The sequence below is a fragment of the candidate division WOR-3 bacterium genome (assembly GCA_013177935.1).
In the GTDB taxonomy this organism is placed as follows: domain Bacteria; phylum Hydrothermota; class Tepidihabitantia; order Tepidihabitantales; family Tepidihabitantaceae; genus Tepidihabitans.
Genome location: JABLXZ010000001.1, coordinates 338,264 through 359,164, shown reverse-complemented (window position 1 = coordinate 359,164; position 20,901 = coordinate 338,264). Strand labels below are relative to the sequence as shown.

Here is a 20,901-nt window from a genome sequence, read left to right as displayed (position 1 = left end):
CATTATATTTTAAGACTTAGCGTTACTGTGGAATCTATTCAACTTTAATAGCGCTTGCCGGACAGTCTTCCGCTGCCTGCTGCACGCACTCTTCTGCTCCGGCCGGAACTTCATCGACTTTCACGATAGCAAAATCGCCTTCCAGTTCAAAGACATCGGGGCAGGAGTCGGCACAGAGCCCGCAACCAGTGCACAGTTCCTTATCGACCGTTACCTTCACTTTTTCCTCCTTTATTTTTGTCTTTAATCATTTTCAATCTAATAGCGAAAAAAACGCATTTGTCAAGAAATTATTGGGTACTTTGTTTCTGGGTTAAAAAAGCATGTACAAACCCTTCGATATGGCCATCGAGCACCGCTGCCACATCATGAGTTTCAAATCCGGTTCGATGGTCTTTTACCAGTTGATAAGGAAATAAAACATAAGACCTAATCTGGTGACCCCAGGCAATGTCGGTTTTTGCCGAAGTAAATTTTTGCATCTCGGCTTCCTGTTTTCTTTTGTAGTAGTCATATAGTCGCGAACGGAGAACTTTGAGGGCATTCTGTTTGTTTTGAAATTGGGAGCGTTCATTTTGGCAGGTAACAATGATACCGGTCGGAATATGGGTAATGCGCACCGCAGAACTTACTTTATTCACATTCTGTCCACCATGACCACCGGCACGAAATGTTTCAATCTTCAGGTCTTGGGGATTGATTTCCACCTCAATTTCATCGGCTACGGGTAATACAGTTACGGCAGCAAAACTGGTGTGGCGTCGTTGATTGGCATCAAAGGGTGAAATACGGACCAATCGATGCACACCCATTTCTGATTTCAAAAGTCCATAAGCGTAAGGACCGGTAATCTCAATGGTAGCGTCTTTTATGCCTGCTTCCTCGTTAGGTTGGTAGTCGAGAATTTGGTATTTTAACCCCTGATTTTCAATGTAATGGATGTAGAGACGGAGGAGCATTTCTGCCCAGTCGCACGATTCCGTGCCTCCGGCTCCGGGGTGGATTGAAAGAATTGCATCTCGGTTATCATCCGGAGAATTGAATAAAGCCCTTTCTTCCAACGCTTCAAGATTTTGTTCAATGCGGTGGATATGTTCCTGAAGTTCCTGAGAAATCTTTTCATCATTATCTGTGGCAAAAAGTTCATCCAATTCCCGTGTTTCCTGTAACTCCTGCTGGAGTTGGTCGACGCGGCTAATTAAATCAGTAATCATCGCTATGCGCCGCATTACGACTTGTGCCCGCTGTGGGTCGTTCCAGAAATCTGGTTGAGAAACCTCTTTGTTTAGTTGAACGAGTTCGGCACGCCGGTGCTCAATCTCAAAGAAACTCCGCGAGTTTCTTTAATCTGCTCTCCAGGAATTCTATTTGTTCAGCAGTAATACTCACTGAATGTTATTTATTTTTTCCCGGGTTCGCTTTGACCGTAGCGGCGGCGGAATTTTTCGACGCGGCCAGCCGTATCGACAATTTTCTGTTTACCGGTAAAGAAGGGATGACAGGCTGAGCAGATTTCGACATGGAGTTTCTGCTTCGTGGAGCGGGTCTTAAAGGTATTACCGCAAGCACAGGTTACAATACACTCACCATACTTGGGGTGAATTTTAGGTTTCATTGTTTTACTCCTTTAACTTTCACTCATTGATTCTAAGAACTCTTTATTATTACGGGTCAACCGCATTTTGTCAAGAACGAATTCCATCATTTCCACCGGATTGAGTTCGGCAAGGAGTTTACGCAACACCCAGATGCGATTTAGTTCAAATTCCGAAAGCAAAAGTTCTTCTTTACGGGTTCCGGAACGTTGCAGGTCAATTGCCGGGAAGATGCGTCGGTCAGCAAGACGTCGGTCAAGAATAAGTTCCATATTGCCGGTGCCTTTGAACTCTTCGAAAATAACCTCATCCATGCGCGAACCTGTTTCAATTAATGCGGTCGCAATAATGGTAAGACTGCCCCCTTCTTCAATATTACGGGCTGAACCAAAAAACTTTTTAGGTTTTTGTAGGGCGTTGGAGTCTAAACCGCCCGAGAGGGTTCGGCCCGAATGGGGGACAACAAGGTTGTGAGCACGTGCTAAGCGGGTAATGGAGTCGAGCAAAATTACGACATCGTGTTTATTTTCGACCAGTCGTTTGGCTTTTTCTAAAACCATGTCGGCGACTTGAGCATGGCGTTCTGGAACTTCGTCAAAGGTCGAGCTAATAACTTCTGCCTTTACCGAACGTTCCATATCTGTTACCTCTTCGGGTCGTTCATCAATCAAAAGGATAATCAGTTTAATTTCGGGGTGGTTAACCGTGATACTATTGGCAATCTTCTGAAGCAGTACCGTTTTCCCGGCACGGGGTGGGGAGACGATGAGGCCACGCTGCCCTTTACCAATCGGTGTAAACAGGTCAACGACACGCATTGAAAGGTCGTTTTGCTGAGGAACCTCAAGTTTAATGCGTTCCTGAGGATATAGTGGGGTCAAGGCATCAAATGGTATCCTTGGTCTTTCCGCAGAGAGGGGTACGCCATTGATGGTTTCTATTTTTAAGAGCGCGAAATAACGCTCACTGTTTTTCGGAGGACGGGCAAGACCAGTTATTGTGTCGCCGGTGCGCAGGCCAAACCGTTTTATTTGAGAAGGCGAAACATAGATATCGTCAGAAGAAGGAAGGTAACTGTACTCGGGTGAGCGTAGAAAGCCAAACCCTTCTTCGAGGATTTCTAAGACGCCATCGACCTGAACACCACCTTCACTTCCTTCGGTTGCTTGCTGCCGTGCTTCGGCTTCAAGTATCGCCATTATCAGTCCATGTTTCTTCTTATCCCGGTAGTCTGGGATGTTAAGCGACTCTGCAATCTCGTAAAGTTCACTTATTTTCTTATTTTTCAGTTCTTCCTGGGTCATAACTTCTCCTTTTGAATTTTATCTCCCGGCAAGAATTTTGGGCGTTAAACGGTCCTTTTACTCCGGATTATTGCCGAGGGCACACATAAGAATTTTTAACATTTATGCTGATTACTATTATAAGGATTTTTCCCCGACTGTCAAGCAAGCACAATACTCAACTGGTAAAACATTAACACAAGGTCTGAATACTTTTGGAATAAGAGAAGTTTGCAGGCTGCTGGAAAGTAAGTTAGAATAAATTGGTGTTTGGATTTCAATTTAACCGTAACATTAAGGGAAACAATGAAGGTATTGGACTGGCTGAGAAGATTAGAAGCATTAGCAGAGCACAGCGAAGACGGAGTTACTGGATTAGCATCGTTTTCCTTACAGGTTGCGCGGTATTAAGTGGTTTGATTTTCGGACCGGCTTTGAAAAGTAAGGGGTCGGTTTTCTCTCGTCCGACACATCCTGAACCGGTCTACCAGTTGCTGGCTATTAAGGAGGTCCGGGTCAACAAATTAAAGGGATTAACGGTTTTGGCGCAGACCGCTATTCAGCCGGAGGTTGATTCGTTGCAGGTAGTGTTAGACTGGATTTTGTATTCGATGCTGGACAAGTACAACCGTCGACAGAAAGACCGTATTCGTGTTGTTTGGGTTTATGTTTACAATGATTCGGTTGAAAATATTGCACAATGGCGAGCAATGGCAATCTGGGTCGACCCCAAATTACCTCAAGCCTCCTGGCCCGAAGCAGCACGAATTGGAGGAGATGCAATCAGGAAAGGGGCGGTGGAGTACGATTTTACCAATCCTTTGAAAGGTATGTCGAAAAAGGAGCAGATTATTCGCATCTAATGATAAAAGGTCCTAAATTTCAAGGAAAATCATCGGAACCTTCATAGGAGGTGATGGTTATATGAGGTCGTGCTGGGTTATGATGTTAGTCATTTTCAATGTCCTTAGCGCTCGGACTGTTAAAACTCCGGTAGAGAACAGTAACGCTCCATTTACACAGGGTTGGCTTGGCATAATTGCAGAAGATATGAGTCCAGCAATGCTTATTGCTTTAGGAATCGAACACGGCGTGTTGATTAGCGATGTAATTGAAAATAGTCCGGCGGTAAAAGCGGGCATAAGAACAGGAGATGTGATTGTAGAATTCGATGGCAAGCCAGTTCATGATATTGATAGCTTACGTAAGATTGTTCGGGCGCGTCCGGGAGTAGTTGTTGAAATGGTAATTGTTCGGCAACTAAAACGGCTGAAAATAAAGGTTCAAATTGGAATACGGTCAGGGGTTATGAGTAGTAAAACCGAATTCAAGCCGCAGTTTCCTTTACGCGATATATACCGTTCGCTCCTTGAAATCTTTAAGAAAGTTGAACCTCAGTTGCAGACCGGGAAAATGATGTATCAACAGTCGCTTGATTCAATCCGAGTGGAAATTGAGCGGTTGAAGAAGGAACTGGAAGCATTAAAGGAAAAATTGGAGGCGGAAAAGATAGAAAGATAACCAGTTTCATAGTTGACCTGATAGACCGTTTTGCTATTGTCAATTTTAAAGGAGTTGCAATGAAAGGAAAACTCGTTTTGATTTTAGTTTCTGGGCTGGCGCTGGCAATGCCACCCAAACCAGGGTTCAAGGGTCCAGTCCCAGTTTTTCCACCTGGTGTTGAGGTCCCAGGACCAAATCGGCTCAAAGGGTATGACTTCTGTGAGACGGTTACGATTTTGATGCAGTTCCCGGACAATCGTGCGGACACAATTGAACACTCACCAGCTCGTTTTGATTCAATGCTGTACTCTACCGGAGTTTACAACGGACAACCTTATCGAGCAGGCAGTTTAAACGATTTTTTCCTGGAAAACTCTTATGGAAGTTATACAGTACGCGGGGGAATTGCTGGTAATCGCTGGTTTCTTTCTAACTACAACTATTCCCGTTATTACGACGGTAATTACATGCTTTTCACAGGCGGACAGCTGGCACGGGACAATATCCAGCAAGTTGACCAGTTAGTTGATTTTCGCCAGTTTGACCTGAACAATGACGATTCTATTGATGCGATGTTTATGGTTCATGCCGGTGCCGATGGTGCTGACAATGGCGATGTCAATTGCTGCTGGTCACACGCAATTCCTCGTTTTAATTACCGAACAAACGATGGGGTAACGATCAAGGGTGTAACCAATGTACCAGAATTTGCTCTGGTTACTGAAGCCCGCGAAACAACCCTTTGTTGCATAGCGGTGATGTGTCATGAATTAGGACATCTGGTTGGACTTCCCGACCTTTACGATAATTCACGATACTCGTGGGGGGTTGGTTACTGGGGTTTAATGGGCTATGGTGCCTGGGGTGCGGGTGGAAATACACCGTGGAGTCCTGCTCATATGGAAGCGTGGAGTAAAGTTGAAGCGGGTTTTGTCACACCAATTGTTATAACCCGTGATACCTTCAACCTGCGGATTGTTGATGTTGAAACAAATCCAGTGATTTATAAAGTCTGGCGTAATGGTTCAAATTCCGACACCTGTTTTTATCTCGAAAATCGACAAAAGAAGGGGTTTGACGCACCGTTGCCCTGGTCCGGACTTCTCATCTGGCACATTGACCCGGGTGCAGGCTCAATGCATGATGTGGTTGACCTTGAGGAGGACTCAACTTATCATCTGGACCACGGTAATGGTGTTCGGCCCGACCCGCACATCTATCATGAAGCCTTAGGAGACAGTTCTGACCCACTACCTGGAATCTGGAACCGCCGTGTTTTTGACAACTGGTCCAACCCTTCAAGCCGGGCACGTAACGGCCGGCCTACCTATGTAAGTATTCGTAATATTCAGGAGGTTGGTGACACAATTATCTGCGATGTAACATTCGATTCAACGCCAGCCGGAGTACAAGAGCAAAAAAGACCCCAGTGGATACTTAAAGCAAACCCGAACCCATTCTTTAGCCAGACAGTAATTGAACTCAATTCGGACAAACCTGCTGTGGTGGCAATTTACAACAGTCTTGGAAAACGAGTCTACCACGGTGTTGTTCGTAATAGGCTTATATGGTACGCCCGGGATGGAAAAGGAGATATTTTACCAGCGGGTGTTTATCTGGTTCGTTTAAAAACGGATGATTCAGATCTAAGTTACAAACTTATCCATCAACATTAAAAGAGGAGACGAAAAATGAGACAAGTTTCGTTCCTGGTATTGGTTTTACTTGGATTTGTTTTCGGGATAGGAATAAAGAAAGTGGATAGTGTTGATGCGCTTTTTCAGAACACGCTAAATCAGGCGCTTGAAATTCAGGGGATGAAAAAAGAAGAATTGGGTTTTTTCAAATTCTGGGCAGTGGACAGTTTTTTTCGTCTTAAGATTGTTGACCGGTTGCTTTCCCATCCGCTTGAAGTAGCGCCTTATGTAGAAAGTAGTGCAGCACGCATTGAACGTTTATCAAAATCGCCCACCGGGATAATTTTCGAACAGTATAAGGCAATTGATTTAGGGTTATCAAATGCCGATACCGTTAAAATTGGCTACGCGATAAAAAGACGGGAAAAATCTAAAAATTACGAGGAAAAAGACGATAGATTGAGCCGAGCAGTTAACACAATTCTTGTTAGTTTTGAGGTCGCGGATAGTTTTTTAAAACAAGCAGTTGCCCAAATTCCGGAGCGAGAACTTAACATTTTACTGGGCGAAGCACCAGCATTCTGGAAGGACGAGGACGACACACTGGAAAAAGGGTTCAGTGGTATTCTCCACCGGGAGTTTGGAAAGGATTACGACACTACTATTCAAGTGAAATCTGAAACGCTGTTAGCTTATGCCCGAAAGATTGACCGCCGGTCACTTGCTTTAGCCGGTATCACCATAACAATAGGTACAACCCGGGCAATCGAGCTGTTAAAAGAAATGAATACCAGTCAGGACACCTGGAGAAATAGCCCGACTGTGTTTGAAACCCGATGGGGAAAGGTGATTATTGGGACCATCGGCGATGATGTGTATCGAGAAGATGCGGCACTTATCATTGACCCGGCTGGTTACGATCGGTATTTCAATCGTGCTGGGGGTACAGTAGGGATTCTGGATAAACCTTTTTCGATAGTCATTGACCTTGAAGGTAATGATATTTACCAGACAGAAAAACTTTTTTCTCAGGGTGCCTCACTTTTCGGATGCGGCCTTTTATTCGATATTGCCGGTGACGATGTTTACCGCTCTCGTCATTACACTCAGGGCTCAACGATATTTGGCACCGGAGTACTGTGGGATGTTTCAGGGCACGATATTTATGATGCCGGTTTCTTTGCTCAGGGGGCAGGTCACTATGGAGTTGGGCTTTTAATCGACAATGCGGGCAATGACTCTTATCGATGTTTCTGTTACGGTCAGGGTTTTGCTGGAACCTGGGGTTATGGGCTTCTTGTTGAGGGAAGTGGTCAGGACCTATACTATTCTGGAGGAAGGTACTTACATGAACCCTTACTACCTCGAGAATATCGGTCTTTTGCTCAAGGGTTTGCGATTGGGGTGCGGCCTGACGCAAGCGGTGGGATCGGTTTTCTTTGTGATTTTAAAGGCAATGACTTTTACAATGCCGAGGTGTTCGGTCAGGGAACAAGTTACTGGTATTCCTTAGGAATGCTTTACGACCGGGAAGGTTTTGACCACTACACTGCGGCTCAGTATTCCCAGGGTGCCGGGATTCATCTTTCAATCGGCGCTTTAATCGATGAAGAGGGTAATGACTCTTATTTTTCCCGTCTTGGTCCATCGCAAGGAGAAGGACACGACCTTTCTGTCGGGGTGCTTTTTGACCGCAAGGGCGATGATGGCTATTACGCATCAGGAGGCCAGGGTATCGGTTTAACAAATTCCGTTGGACTTTTCCTTGATGCCGATGGACAGGATTGGTATATGACCTCGGAATCGTTAATTGCTCAGGGTAGTTCCAACTGGGCAAGGGGATTCGGAGGTATTGGTGTATTTCTTGACTTTGCTGGCAAAGACCAGTACCCGGCAAAGAACATTGCTGAAAACCAGAGTTCCTGGACAAAAGGAACTTATGGGTCAGGAATTGACCTTGATCGTCCGGCTACGGTAATTGACTACGAGCCCAATGTTGACACATCGGAAGCCAGTATCGATTCGGTAATTACCGCTCCGGTGGAAAGTGTGTTCAAAACAGCATCAATCTGGGCAGTGGGCAATGCACGAAAAAAGGTGTTGCGGGCACGTAAGGAACTTATTCGCCTGGGAGGCAAGGCAATGGAGTATATCTACAATCACAAACTGGACACAAAGGACGGTCTGGAGTCCGAAGCGGTACTGGCACTGGTCAAAGCACTTCCTGACACCGCCAAACCTTATCTCCTGAAAGGATTGAGAGACGAAAGGTTTCTTGCCCGGCAGAACTCGGCTTATTGGCTTGGTGAAATGGGTAAAAGTGCCCGGGATGTAGTTGATTCAATCCTTTTGGCGCTTAAAGAAGGCCGGATTACTCCAAGGCGCGGTGTTTACGCACTGGGAAGTATCGGTGATTCCACAGTCGTTCCCCAGATTCTTTATTTGCTAAAAGATACCTTTGAACTGTCCAGAATTGTTACCGCAGAGGCTTGCGGCAAACTGAAGAATCCAGTGGTAATTCCGAGTTTAATTGAAGCGCTGAGCGACAGATTTTTTACGGTTCGAAGCGCGGCCGAGGCATCGCTGGTATCTCTGGGAGTGGTGAGCCTTGATTCGATTCTCAGTTACCTTGACCGGTTATCTCCACCCGCGCTGGGACATGGAATAAGAGCAGCCGGACAGATTGTATCAAAACATGACACCCTTTTAGATGAAGAGGTAAAAAACCGCTGCCGGCAAAAAATTACAGGCTATCTCAGGCATTACGACCCATTTGTCCGGTTGTGCACCGTCGCAACATTGGCGCAGATGCTTGATGATGATGTTAGAACTGCACTGTCAGCAGCCCGGGCTGAAGAAAAAAACCCATTCCTTATTTCGTTTTACCGGCGCTTGTTTGGTGAGTAAAAATAATCGAATGCACAACTTGACCGAGCGGGTTTAAATCTTATAATTTATAAGAGTGCTGTACATCCAGTCATTAGAGTTGCGCGAGTACATCGACCCAACCCGGATTTTCGTTGGTGAAGGTCGAGGCGAGTGCGGCCTTGCCCTCCATCTGCCAATCAAAAATTATGTTGCCGGTGCCGACCCTACGATCGACTACGCATTGATGATATCGATTGCCAATGACTTAATCGAATTCCTGATGTACAAACGGGCGGTGCGAGGTCCTCAGGTGTGGGACTACAATCCGGAGAAAGCGGTTGAAGTTTACAATGTCTGTGGGGACAATGTCTCGACGAGCGGAATCATTATTGAGGACAAAAACTATCCCACTGGTGCCAAGTTGCAGGTTTTTCTTGACAAAACTTTCGGAGTAAATGAAGTGGCGATTCGCTGGAAGGCGCAGATGGTAGGGGACGAAAGATTACTCTCTGATTACGAAGCCTACCTCAAACAGGTTCTTGCGAACGAACAGGTTGCAACGGAGCGGCAACCTGACTGATTGAGCACGACTCGACTTTTGCGTATCCGGTTCAGATAAATGGGGTATGATTTGTTTACGTGAGGTAAAAAAAGACCCTGAGGCACAAGCTCTAATCGCCGAAGCCGACCGGCAGCTGGCGGTTTTGGGCTATACGGAACACGGACATCGCCATGCTCGGCTTGTGGCGAAAAACAGTCGTCGGATTCTTATTCAATTGGGCTACGATGAAAGAGTGGCGGAGTTAAGTGCCATCGCTGGTTATCTCCATGATATTGGGAATGTTGTGAATCGGGAGGCGCATGAGCGCACCAGCGCCCTTTTGGCACGGGAAATACTGGTCCGGCTTGGAATGGAATTTGGCGAAGTTTCTCAGATAATGGCAGCGATTGGCAACCATCACGAAGAAGGCGGCAATCCTATCTCTGAGATAGCGGCTGCCCTGATTCTTGCCGATAAGTCAGATGTTCACCGTAGCCGGGTGCGGAATCCAGCGCTGATAAAGTTTGATATCCACGACCGGGTAAATTATGCGGTAAGAAAATCAACGCTCAGTGTTGACAGTACTCAACACCGAATTATTTTCGACTTAAATGTTGATACGGGAATTGCACCGGTAATGGAATATTTTGAAATTTTCCTCAGCCGAATGCTCATCTCCCGACGTGCCGCCGATTTCCTCAAATGCCAGTTTGAACTGGTAATCAATGGTACAAAGCTGGTATAGAATTTAACTTTACCGCGATTGAAGTTGACAATTTTCTATGCCGCCTTATGCTCAATATGAATGGAAAATCAGCCCCGACCGGACAGTTTAATCTTTCTGGGTTCAGGTGGCGCGCGAATCGTCATTGCCAAGCAGGTGCGTGCCTCAGGCGGTATCTGGTTTAACCTCCAGGACACCCAGTTTATTGTTGACCCTGGTCCCGGCGCTCTGGTACGAGCCACGAGTAGCCGGCATAAACTGAACCCCACACGACTTGCCGCTATTCTTTTGTCCCATCGCCATCTTGACCATGCGGCGGATGTCAATGTACTAATCGAGGCAATGACACTGGGTGGAACCGAACCGCGCGGAAAACTTTTTGCCCCTGAGGACGCCCTGGAAGGAGATGACCCGGTAGTTCTGCGTTATTTGCGGAGTTTTCTTGAAGCGGTCGTAGTTCTGCAAGAAGGAGCACAATATCAAATTGGCCCGATATCGTTTACCTGCCCGGTAAGGCACCGTCATCGCTGCGAGGTTTACGGATTTAAGTTTAAAACTGATGTGATGAGCATCTCTTATATCGCTGATACCGCGTACTTTCCCGAATTGGCTGAGTTTTACCGCGCCGATGTGGTAATCTATAATGTTGTTCGTTACACACCATCAAACCTCGACCACCTACATTTTCCTGAAGTGGAAGAGTTGATAAAGGCAATGAAGCCGAAACTTTCAATAATGACTCATTTCGGGATGACAATGATTCGTGCTCGGCCCTGGAAATTGGCTCGGGAGTTAAGTGAACGAACCGGATGTACGGTTTTAGCCGCCGAGGATGGGATGTTGATTGAGTTTGCTAAATACCTGAAGGGCAATGCATAGAAAGCCAGTTTTACCGCTTCCCGAAGAGGTTGTGCGCCGAATTGCAGCAGGGGAAGTGATTGTTCGACCCGCATCGGTGGTTAAAGAATTAATCGAAAATTCCATTGATGCCGGGGCGAAACGAATTCGGTTAGAGATAAAAGCCGGTGGAAAAAATTTGATTCGGGTCACCGACGATGGAATCGGGATGAACCGAGACGATGTCCGACAGGCGGTGGCAAGATACGCTACCAGCAAACTGAGTTCGGTTGACGACCTCACCAGAATTCAGAGTTACGGCTTTCGCGGTGAAGCACTGGCATCAATCGCCGCAGTCAGCCGGATGACAATCGAGACCAACACCGATGAAACGCAAGCTGGAACGCGATTAGAAATAGAAGGTGGCGAAATAAAAGAACTTGCTGAAGTTGCCCACCCTCAAGGTACAACGGTAACTGTTAAGGCTCTGTTTTTTAACCTGCCGGTACGACGGGCATTTTTGAAATCAGAAAATTACGAGTTCCGAATGGTAGCGGAAGCGTTTCGCAATTATGCGATAGTTTTTCCTGAGATAGGATTTGAATTGATAAACAACGAACGCCTGGTGGTAAATCTGCCACCGGTCGGTTCATATCGGGAACGGCTGCTGGGATTGTTTGACCGGAAAACAGTCGAAGGGCTGGTTGAATTTCAAGTTGACAATCCTGTGTTAAGCCTTCACGGATTTTTTTCTGACCCCACTCAGGTAAAGGGATTTTCTGACGTCCAGGTGGTGTTTTTCAACCGCCGTCCGGTGCGCAACCAGGTAGTGACAAGGGCAGTTTACGACGGGTACGGACCTATGCCTTCCGGTGGCCATCCCAATTTTGTCGTCTTCATCCAGACCGAGCCATCACGGCTGGATGTTAATATCCATCCAACAAAGCAGGAAGTCAGGTTTGCCGATGAACGCTTCCTGTTTGATTTTGTTTCAGAAGCGGTCCGGAAAGGTCTGGGAATTCAGCGCCGGTCACAAATAGAGGACACCGGCCTGTTTGTTCAGGAACGAATTATCCAGGATGGCGAAATGCCGGGAGAATTTTGGCAATTGCACAACAGTTACATCTTCGCTCAGGTAGCATCAGGTTATGTAATCGTTGACCAACACGCAGCACATGAACGGATAATTTATGAAGAGCTCCTGCACCGTCAGCAGGAGGCAAAACCTCAGGGGTTACTTTTTCCCGTAACCCTTGACCTGAGCGCCGAGGAGTTTGAAGCATACGATAGAATCAAGGTAAAACTCCGCCAGATGGGGATGGAAACAAAAGTTTTCAGCGGCCGTACCGTTGTTGTTGAAAGTGTCCCGGCAGGTTCGTATATGGGTAAAGGCGAAATCAGAGAGTTCTTTGCGGAACTGGTTAAAACCAGTTTAGAAAAAGCGACCGTCGAACGAGAACTGGCAAAACTTTTTGCCTGTAAAGGCGCGGTCAAAGCCGGGCAGCGTCTCACGCAAGAGGAGATGGTATCACTGATTAACCGGCTTTTTGCCTGCCGGGAACCTTACTTCTGTCCCCATGGCAGGCCAGTGATTATTAAGATTACCCTTGAAGACCTGGACCGGAGGTTCGGCAGAATTTGAGGGTGCTTGTTTTAACTGGACCTACAGGAGTGGGGAAGACCGATGTCGCGGTAATTCTGGCACGGAGGTATGGCGTTGAGATAATCTCTGCCGACTCGAGGCAGGTCTATCGGCACCTTGATATCGGGACGGCAAAACCTTCGGTTGAACTACGGCAGGAGATAAAATTTCATTTGATTGACTGCGTTGAACCCAATCGGTTGTATTCCGCAGCAGATTTTGCCCGGGACGCGTTGATGGTGATGCACCGGCTAAATGCCGAAGGGCGCAATTTTATCATTGTCGGCGGAAGCGGTTTTTACCTGCGAGCCCTCTTTCAACCCTTCTTTGATGCACCGGCGCATAGGCCGGATCTTCGGAGTCAACTCAGTGCATTACCAGTTACAGAGCTTTATCGTAAACTAATGGAAGTTGACCCGGAGCGTGCAAAACAACTTCATCCCAATGACCGGCAACGGATAATTCGGGCGCTGGAGATATATGAGTTAACCGGGAAACGTTTCTCTGAACTCACTGCCGAAAGAAAAAAGAAAACGGAATTTGTTCCGGTCTATGCTGTTCTCAATATGGAGCGAAAGCGGCTTCATGCGCTAATTGATAAGCGTTTTGACCAGATGATGGCAAATGGATTGCTTGATGAGGTGCGACAGCTCAAAGAGCTGGGATTAAATCAGAGTAGTTACATCACCAACGCCTATGGCTATGCAGAACTCCTGCGCTATCTTGATGGCGAACTGAGTTTGGAAGAAGCGATTTCTACAGCAAAGAGAAAAACCAAGGAGTATGCTCGACGTCAGTTAACCTGGTTTCGAGGACTTAAAGATGCCCATTGGCTTGAATTTACAAGCGCCGATGAAGTTGCCGATAAACTGGCGCCGCTGTTGCTTGACCTGTTAAAAGATAAACATTAGGCTTAAATGGAAATTCAAAGAAAGGAGTGCAACTTGAAAAGAAATTTTAGGTTTACATCGGAATCGGTTGCCGAAGGACACCCGGACAAGTTGTGCGACCAGATTTCGGACGCAGTATTAGATGAGGTTTTAAGACAAGACCCGAAAGGCCGTGTAGCATGTGAGACATTTGTAACCGTGGGAATGGTTATGGTTGGCGGTGAAATTACCACAACCGCCTGGGTGGATTTGGAACAACTGGTGCGTCGGGTTCTTAGAGAAATTGGTTATGTTGATTCCAGGTGTGGTTTAAATGCGGACAGTTGTGCGATACTGAATGTAATCGGCCGGCAGTCGCCGGATATTGCGCAAGGAGTTGACGTTGGTGGTGCCGGGGACCAGGGGATGATGATTGGGTATGCCTGCCGTCAGACCGAGGAACTTATGCCCTTACCCATTGTTCTTGCCCATCGCCTTGTAGAACGGCTGGCTGAGGTGCGAAAGAAAAACATTCTTCCTTATCTGCGGCCCGATGGAAAGGCACAGGTAACAGTTGAGTACGAAGATGGCGTGCCGCGACGAATTGACAGCGTTGTCCTTGCCGCTCATCACGACGAAACAATCCTTAACCCTACCGGCACAAAAATTACCCAAAAAGCCCGGGCAGAAATTATTGATGTCGTGGCAAAACCGATTTTACCCAAGGAGTATCTGGACCACAGGACCAAATTCTATGTCAATGAGACCGGCAAGTTTGTGGTCGGGGGTCCACAATCGGACACCGGAATGACCGGCAGAAAAATCATCGTTGACACTTATGGTGGTTGGGCAAGACATGGTGGTGGCGCATTTTCCGGTAAAGACCCAACCAAGGTGGACCGGTCCGCAGCGTATATGGCTCGTTATATCGCTAAAAATTTAGTTGCCGCTCGCGTTTGTGAAGAAGTAGAAATCAGGCTGGCGTATGTTATCGGTAAACCCGACCCGGTGGACATTTCAGTTGATATGATGGGAACCGGCCGCGTACCTGAAACGAAAGTTCAGGAGGTGGTACGGAAAATTTTCCCCCTTACACCCAAGGGTATGATTGAACACCTGAAGTTACGCAGTCCAATTTATCAGCCAACCGCGGTGTTTGGCCATTTTGGCCGGAAACCACGAGTTGCGAAAGACAAACTGTCGGGTAAAAAACTGGAGTTTTTTACCTGGGAAAAGACCGATAAGGTGGCTGAGATACGGGCGGAGATTGGTTTGTAAAAAGGAGTTAGAATGAAATCAAAAGGGATTGAGTATGATGTGCGAGATTTGACCCTCGCTTCAAAAGGCAGGAATAAAATTGAGTGGGCAGCAAAGTTTATGCCCGTTCTATCTCTGGTGAAAGAACGATTTATCCGTGAGAAACCACTTAAAAATGTTCGGATAAGTTGCTGTTTACATGTGACTTCGGAAACCGCCAACCTTGTTCGCACATTAACGGCCGGAGGTGCTCGTGTTCGGCTCTGTGCCTCAAACCCACTCTCCACTCAGGACGAAGTGGCGAGCGCCTTAGTAGAAGAGGGGATACCGGTTTTTGCCATTAAAGGTGAAGACCGAAAGAGTTATTACCGTCATATCGAGCAAGCGCTTGCCCATCAACCGCATATCACCACCGATGATGGTGCCGATTTGGTTTCCACATTGCACAAAAAGGGCGGTAAGATGGTCCAAGGAGTATTAGGCGGTACCGAAGAAACGACCACCGGTGTTATCCGGTTGCGCAGTATGGAAAAAGCCGGGGTGTTGCGTTACCCGATAATTGCGGTGAACGACTCCTATACGAAATTTATGTTCGACAACCGTTACGGAACCGGGCAGTCAACGCTCGATGGTATATTAAGAGCGACCAATATACTGTTTGCCGGTGCCACGGTTGTTGTTTGTGGCTATGGTTGGTGTGGCCGCGGTTTAGCAGCAAAGGCGCGTGGGATAGGTGCTGAGGTGATTGTGACCGAGGTTGACCCGATTCGGGCGCTTGAAGCACGAATGGACGGACACCGGGTTATGCGACTAATAGATGCGGCGCCACTTGGCGATGTTTTTGTTACCGTTACGGGCGACATTAATGTTATAGACCGAGCCCACATCCTGAAAATGAAAGATGGTGCAATCATCTGTAATGCGGGCCACTTCGATGTTGAAATCAATCGCCGTGCCCTGGACAAGATTACTAAAAAGAAGCGAGAGTTAAGGCAGTTTTGCGTTGAACACACACTGACCAATGGTAAACGGGTGATTCTTCTTGCCGAAGGCAGACTCGTAAACCTTTCTGCAGCTGAAGGACATCCAGCAATGGTAATGGATTTGTCTTTTGCCAACCAGGCTCTGGCAATAGAGTTTATCTATAAAAATCAAGGGAAGTTAGCACCCCGGGTTTACAAATTGCCCGAAGATTTGGACCGGAAAATAGCGGAGTTGAAGTTAAAGACGATGGGGATTAAAATTGACCGGCTGACCAGGGAGCAAAAAGAGTACATAGCATCCTGGCAGGAAGGTACTTAAGTCCTTTACAGTGTATCGGTTAATTCACCAGGACCTATTCTGGAAGAAATAATCCTGGAGAGGAGCCCCAAAGTTAACCTCTAAATGAATAGAGGCATTTATCACCGATTAAGTTAAAGAGTCGTTCGGGTAGTCAATCAGGGAGCCGTTCCCCTAACGACCCCCTGAGTAGTATTCGGGACGATATTCCCCTTTATAGCAGTCATTAGTATTAATTTTAACTGATTCACTGGCTAACTTACATATTACCGCAATGTTAAAGAATGCTGTTATAGATAGTTAATTTTTACTATCTTCCCAAACCACTCTATCCCGAAATAACGAAAAACCGATGACAAGAAGCGACAGATTTGCGCTACCGGATTCGGAAACGGGGTCCTTTGCCCGACGACAGTTGTCGGGCAAGAAGCCGTGCCTGCTCGAACTCTTTAAGGAGCCGGTTAACATCGGTAACTGTTGTTCCCGAACCGGCAGCAATTCTGCGCCGTCGTGAACCATCAATAATGTCTGGATTCTGCCGTTCTTCCGGCGTCATTGACTGGATAATTGCCTCAATCTTAACAAACTCATCTTCGTCAACATCGATATTACCAGCCCCCGGAACAAGGGAAAGTAACTTGGAGAAAGAACCCATTTTTTTAACCGCCTTAAGCTGTCTTAAAAAATCATCGAGATTGAATTTACCCTTAAGAAATTTTTCTGCCATCTGGCGCTGAGTAACTTCGTCAGTAACGCTTTGCACCTTTTCGGTCAGGGTTTTGATATCACCCATACCGAGGATGCGTGCTGCGATACGGTCAGGATGAAACTCTTCAATGTCTTCCAGTCTTTCTCCTGTTGAGATGAAATAAACTGGTAAACCAGTTACCTGGCGAACCGAAAGTACCGCACCGCCCCGGGCATCACCATCAAGTTTTGTAAAACAGCAACCGGTCAGGACCAGACGTTCGTTAAATTCCGAGGCTTGGTTAACCGCATCCTGTCCTACCATTCCATCAAGAACAAGCAGCGTAACATCGGGTTTAATCTTTTCTTGAATCTCTTTGAGTTCGCTCATTAACTCTTCATCGATGTGCAGTCGGCCTGCGGTGTCGAGGATTAAAAGCCCATTACCATTTTTGCAAGCATATTCTCGTGCTTTAATGCAGGTGGTAATCACATCTTTTTCTACGGGAAAGAAATCGCAGTTAACACGGCGGGCAACACTCTCTAACTGTTCAACCGCTGCCGGTCTTTTCGGGTCACAGGCAACAAGGAGCGGTTTGCGGTTACGATAACGGAACGCAAGTTTTCCAGAAAGCGTTGTCTTACCGGTACCCTGCAGTCCAACCAGACTGATTATCGATGGACTATTCCTTAAATCCAACCTGGCACTGCTGGTACCAAGCAGTTTTACCATTTCCTGGTAAACAACATAAGATATCAATTCGCCGGGCTTCAAACTGGCAGTAATGTCCTGTTCTTTAAGTCGGGCTTCAACCCCGCGAATAAACTGGCCTACAACCTTGTAGTTGACATCAGCTTCAAGGAGAATGGTACGAATTTCTCCGAGAGTTCGGGTAATTTCTGCCGGGGTTAGCTTACCCCGACCAAGGAGTTTGCGCTGCAGCTCAGTAAGTTTCTGAGTTAGTATGTCAAACATTTCAATTGACGAACCGTTTGAGTATAATCTCTGCTTTTAAAAATCGCACTACCCGCAACCAATATATCGGCACCTGCCTCTATTACCTGCCGGCAATTTGCCGGGCATATCCCGCCATCAACCGAAATCGTGAACTGGGTTTTGGTTTGAATCCGCATGTCGTAAAGTTGCTTGATGCGCTCAAGAGAGTGGGGAAGAAATGTTTGTCCACCTAAACCCGGGAAGACACTCATTATTAAAACATCGTCCACCTTGTTCAGTAAGGAAGATGCTGTTTCAATTGGTGTGTCGGGATTAAAAGAAACTCCCGCTTTTTTGCCCGCCGCAGAAATGGTGTTTATACAGCATTCCGGGTCATCAGTTGCTTCAATGTGAAAGATAATGTAGTCAGAGTAGGGGAGGAACTTCTCAATGATTTTTTCTGGTTTAATTACCATCAGGTGAGAGTATATCGGAACCGAAGAGATTTTGTGGACCGCTTTAACAACCGGCACGCCAAAACTGAGATTGGGAACAAAGTGTCCATCCATAATATCAAGATGCAAAGCATCGACACCAGCCGCGAGCACGGCGCGCACCTCATCTTCGAGCCGAAGAAAGTTACAGTCGAGAATCGAAGCCGAGACTTTCGTCATCTTTTCTGTTCCGACGATTCAGATTCCCGAACAACGATTAGATTAACCGTATCCCCGCTTGCGACAGACATACCTTCTTCCGGATACTGGAAAAGCACTGTGCCCAGCGGTTCACTACTTGAAGCGGACTTTATTCCGCCTAGAATAAGCCCATGGGAAACAATAATCCCGCGCGCGGTTTCGATGTTTAGCCCGACCAGGTTAGGCATTGGAAAAGTACCAGTTTTGGTCGAAACTGAAATTACCACCTCAGTACCCCGGCGAACTTCGGTTCCTGCCGGAGGAAATAAGGTAACAACTCTGCCCGCCGGTACTGTTGCTGTACGAATCGATTCAACCCGAGCGATAACAAAGCCAGAACGTTCCAGAGCGGTTATCGCATTCGCCAAGGGTAAACCTTCAAGATTAGGAATCCGGACCTTGCTGACACCGGCACTTACTTCCAAGTCAACTTCCCGACCAATTTTTACCCGGCGTCCGGCTCGCGGGTAATGTGCGCACACCCGGTTGGCGGGAATCTCGGCGCTGGGAACAGTTCGAACTTCACCCTTTTTCAACCCTGATTTAAGCAGGAGGCTTTCGGCTTTTTCGGGTGTTAACCCGATCAGATTAGGAACAGATACCTCTTTGCCCTTATGAACAAGGATAGGCATCAGCAGGTTAACAATTCCAAAAACAAGGGCAAGAATCGCAAGCAGTATCAAAAGGCTAATAAAAACGCGCAATGGCTTTTTAGATTTCTTCATCGTACCTGCCCAATCTTTCTCCAACTTGCGGACGGTAGCCGTTAATAAAATCTCGGCCGGTTAAAACTTTTTTCCCGGCGGGTTTCAAGCTAACCAATTCGAGTAACTCGGTCCCGGTAGCAACGACCAGACCAGAAGCGCTGTAAACGATTGTACCCGGTTTGATGTTGCGTTTCTCGCTCAAAATACGGGAACGAAGAATAATCAACCGGTTCGACCGAAAATAGGTTATTGCACCGGGCTCTGGCGACAGGGCTCGAATCCGATTGTGAATTTCCTGGGCTGATTTCTGCCAGTCAATATCTCGGTCGGCTGCTGTTAGTTTAGGTGCGACGGTCGCGAAACTTTCGTTTTGCGGCTGGTTTTTTACCCTGCCTTCTTTTATTTCGATTAGGGTTTTGTAAACCAAATCTGCCCCGAGCAACGATAACCGCGTCTCAAGTTCTCCTGCTGTTTCTTCAGGATAAACTTCAACCCGGATTTGATTCAAAATATCACCTGAATCAACCCCTTTATCCATTCTGATAACGGTCACCCCGGATTCGGTGCAACCATCCATCAATTGACGGGGAATAGGTGCTGCGCCCCGATAATGAGGAAGCAGCGAAGGGTGAAGGTTAATGAATCCATACCGGGGTATGTTTAAAAGCGGTTCTTTCAAAATAACACCGTAAGCGACGAGGACACCGCAATCCGGTTTAAAACTGCTTAGTTTTTCTATAAAATCGCGACCGTTGGGATTCTCGGGCGAAAGAACTATGATACCATTCTCCCGGGCAACAAGTTCAACAGGCGAAGGGGTGGGCTTCAAACCGCGGCCCTGAGGTCGTGGAGGGTTGGTCACGACCGCAACAATTTCCAACCCCTTTTGCTGAAGTAGCTTTAATGTTGGAATCCCAAATGGCGCGGTACCGAAGAAAACTATCCGCAAATCTGGCGCTCCATTTCTTCAAGTTGTTTGAGCCTTGGGGCGAGTAGTTTGCGGCGCAGCTCACTGATATGGTCGATAAACAGAATACCACGCAAATGGTCAATTTCATGAACAAGGGCACGAGCCAGCAAACCGGTACCTTCCATATGTAACGGTTTACCTTCAACACTAAGACCTTTAATGCGGACAAACTCTGGCCGGGTAACGATTTCATAAATGTCCGGCAGGGAAAGGCAACCCTCTTCCTCTTCAACCTTTCCTTCGGTAATCACAACTTCCGGGTTTATGATACATAGGGGAGGACGGTCCAAATTGCAAGCCGGAGGGTTAAGAGCAAAAACCGCCAGAGGAATGCCAATCTGGTTTGCCGCCAGCCCAACACCATCTTTCTTAATCATCGTAATCAGAAGGTCCTGAATAAGGTGCTCAATGTCCTGGTTTAATTCAAGTATAGGCTGGGCAGGAGTCCTTAATACTGGATTCCCGTAAAGGACAATCCTCCGACATTTACCTCTATTATCGACATTGACCAATTCTGCCATTAAGAACCCCTTACCCGAAACTATTAAGGCTGTTACTTATTGACCCGAAGAACCCAGTTTGTATGCAATCGCACCTTTTTCCACTTCAATTTCTGTGCCTTCTGACACTTTGACCATAAATGTGTTCTCTTTCACATTTGTGATAACACCAAGAATGCCCGAAGCAAATACCACCCGGTCGCCCTTTTTAAGACTGGCAATCATCTGCTGGTGTTTTTTCTGACGACGTTGCTGGGGAAGAATCATCAGAAAATAGAGCACCACAAATATTAGAATCAGTGGTAATAGGCTACCCAGCATCCCCAAACCACCAGAAGGCTGGGGAGTGGTGCCTGTTCCAGTCTGGG

Annotated in this window: 21 protein-coding genes; 11 read left to right on the top strand and 10 right to left on the bottom strand. The window is 46.8% G+C overall.

Annotation, left to right across the window (positions count from 1 at the left end; translation table 11 throughout):
• Positions 1 to 34 precede the first annotated feature (34 nt).
• The 4 genes from HPY86_01710 to rho all read right to left on the bottom strand — a co-directional run bounded on the left by HPY86_01710 (position 35) and on the right by rho (position 2,899).
• Positions 35 to 220 (bottom strand): ferredoxin, encoded by a 186-nt coding sequence (locus HPY86_01710; protein NPV13633.1) that lies wholly within the window; start codon positions 218 to 220, stop codon positions 35 to 37.
• 70 nt (positions 221 to 290) lie between these two features.
• Positions 291 to 1,389 (bottom strand): peptide chain release factor 2 gene (locus HPY86_01705; protein NPV13632.1). Its coding sequence is split into 2 segments (ribosomal slippage): positions 291 to 1,334 and positions 1,336 to 1,389, totalling 1,098 coding nucleotides; the frame shifts between segments, so codons are not numbered across the junction.
• A 10-nt stretch (positions 1,390 to 1,399) separates the two neighbouring features.
• The gene (rpmE, locus tag HPY86_01700; protein NPV13631.1) at positions 1,400 to 1,615 is read right to left on the bottom strand and encodes a 50S ribosomal protein L31; all 216 of its coding nucleotides are present in this window, start codon (positions 1,613 to 1,615) and stop codon (positions 1,400 to 1,402) included.
• 12 nt (positions 1,616 to 1,627) lie between these two features.
• Entirely contained in the window at positions 1,628 to 2,899 is a 1,272-nt protein-coding gene (gene rho / locus HPY86_01695) for a transcription termination factor Rho (protein ID NPV13630.1), read from the bottom strand.
• A gap of 245 nt (positions 2,900 to 3,144) precedes the next feature.
• Here rho and HPY86_01690 point away from each other — a divergent pair, with 245 nt between their 5' ends.
• The 11 genes from HPY86_01690 to HPY86_01640 all read left to right on the top strand — a co-directional run bounded on the left by HPY86_01690 (position 3,145) and on the right by HPY86_01640 (position 16,058).
• Positions 3,145 to 3,741 (top strand): hypothetical protein, encoded by a 597-nt coding sequence (locus tag HPY86_01690; GenBank protein ID NPV13629.1) that lies wholly within the window; start codon positions 3,145 to 3,147, stop codon positions 3,739 to 3,741.
• Between the two features lie 187 nt (positions 3,742 to 3,928).
• Positions 3,929 to 4,399, top strand: a complete 471-nt coding sequence (locus HPY86_01685) for a PDZ domain-containing protein (protein ID NPV13628.1) — start codon at positions 3,929 to 3,931, stop codon at positions 4,397 to 4,399.
• Positions 4,400 to 4,458: 59 nt separating this feature from the next.
• The gene (locus HPY86_01680) at positions 4,459 to 6,057 is read left to right on the top strand and encodes a M6 family metalloprotease domain-containing protein (protein ID NPV13627.1); all 1,599 of its coding nucleotides are present in this window, start codon (positions 4,459 to 4,461) and stop codon (positions 6,055 to 6,057) included.
• A 15-nt stretch (positions 6,058 to 6,072) separates the two neighbouring features.
• Entirely contained in the window at positions 6,073 to 8,925 is a 2,853-nt protein-coding gene (locus HPY86_01675; GenBank protein ID NPV13626.1) for a HEAT repeat domain-containing protein, read from the top strand.
• Between the two features lie 55 nt (positions 8,926 to 8,980).
• Entirely contained in the window at positions 8,981 to 9,466 is a 486-nt protein-coding gene (locus HPY86_01670) for a hypothetical protein (protein NPV13625.1), read from the top strand.
• Between the two features lie 46 nt (positions 9,467 to 9,512).
• Positions 9,513 to 10,172 (top strand): HD domain-containing protein, encoded by a 660-nt coding sequence (locus HPY86_01665; protein ID NPV13624.1) that lies wholly within the window; start codon positions 9,513 to 9,515, stop codon positions 10,170 to 10,172.
• A gap of 60 nt (positions 10,173 to 10,232) precedes the next feature.
• The gene (locus tag HPY86_01660; GenBank protein ID NPV13623.1) at positions 10,233 to 11,030 is read left to right on the top strand and encodes an MBL fold metallo-hydrolase; all 798 of its coding nucleotides are present in this window, start codon (positions 10,233 to 10,235) and stop codon (positions 11,028 to 11,030) included.
• Positions 11,023 to 12,630 carry a DNA mismatch repair endonuclease MutL gene (mutL, locus tag HPY86_01655; protein NPV13622.1) on the top strand — a complete coding sequence of 536 codons (1,608 nt, stop codon included), beginning with the start codon at positions 11,023 to 11,025 and terminating at the stop codon, positions 12,628 to 12,630. The genes HPY86_01660 and mutL overlap by 8 nt, the downstream gene beginning before the upstream one ends.
• Entirely contained in the window at positions 12,627 to 13,541 is a 915-nt protein-coding gene (gene miaA / locus HPY86_01650) for a tRNA (adenosine(37)-N6)-dimethylallyltransferase MiaA (GenBank protein ID NPV13621.1), read from the top strand. Before mutL ends, miaA begins: the two co-directional genes overlap by 4 nt.
• A 33-nt stretch (positions 13,542 to 13,574) precedes the next feature.
• Positions 13,575 to 14,777, top strand: a complete 1,203-nt coding sequence (locus HPY86_01645) for a methionine adenosyltransferase (protein ID NPV13620.1) — start codon at positions 13,575 to 13,577, stop codon at positions 14,775 to 14,777.
• A gap of 27 nt (positions 14,778 to 14,804) precedes the next feature.
• Positions 14,805 to 16,058 (top strand): adenosylhomocysteinase, encoded by a 1,254-nt coding sequence (locus HPY86_01640; GenBank protein ID NPV13619.1) that lies wholly within the window; start codon positions 14,805 to 14,807, stop codon positions 16,056 to 16,058.
• A gap of 355 nt (positions 16,059 to 16,413) precedes the next feature.
• Here the strand turns inward: HPY86_01640 and ffh are convergent, their stop codons facing one another.
• Genes ffh through yajC form a run of 6 tightly spaced genes read right to left on the bottom strand, consistent with a single transcriptional unit; the run spans position 16,414 to position 20,854 of the window.
• Positions 16,414 to 17,700, bottom strand: coding sequence for a signal recognition particle protein (ffh, locus tag HPY86_01635; GenBank protein NPV13618.1), 1,287 nt, complete (start codon positions 17,698 to 17,700; stop codon positions 16,414 to 16,416).
• Positions 17,685 to 18,335, bottom strand: a complete 651-nt coding sequence (gene rpe / locus HPY86_01630) for a ribulose-phosphate 3-epimerase (GenBank protein NPV13617.1) — start codon at positions 18,333 to 18,335, stop codon at positions 17,685 to 17,687. The genes ffh and rpe overlap by 16 nt, the downstream gene beginning before the upstream one ends.
• On the bottom strand, positions 18,332 to 19,081 hold the full coding sequence (locus tag HPY86_01625; protein ID NPV13616.1) for a PASTA domain-containing protein: 750 nt from the start codon (positions 19,079 to 19,081) through the stop codon (positions 18,332 to 18,334). Before HPY86_01625 ends, rpe begins: the two co-directional genes overlap by 4 nt.
• Complete coding sequence (locus tag HPY86_01620) at positions 19,068 to 20,012, bottom strand: methionyl-tRNA formyltransferase (GenBank protein ID NPV13615.1); 945 nt, start codon at positions 20,010 to 20,012, stop codon at positions 19,068 to 19,070. Before HPY86_01620 ends, HPY86_01625 begins: the two co-directional genes overlap by 14 nt.
• Positions 20,003 to 20,554 carry a peptide deformylase gene (gene def / locus HPY86_01615; protein ID NPV13614.1) on the bottom strand — a complete coding sequence of 184 codons (552 nt, stop codon included), beginning with the start codon at positions 20,552 to 20,554 and terminating at the stop codon, positions 20,003 to 20,005. Before def ends, HPY86_01620 begins: the two co-directional genes overlap by 10 nt.
• Positions 20,555 to 20,590: 36 nt before the next feature.
• Positions 20,591 to 20,854: a preprotein translocase subunit YajC gene (gene yajC, locus HPY86_01610; GenBank protein NPV13613.1), complete on the bottom strand. Its 264-nt coding sequence runs from the start codon at positions 20,852 to 20,854 to the stop codon at positions 20,591 to 20,593.
• Positions 20,855 to 20,901: the final 47 nt, after the last annotated feature.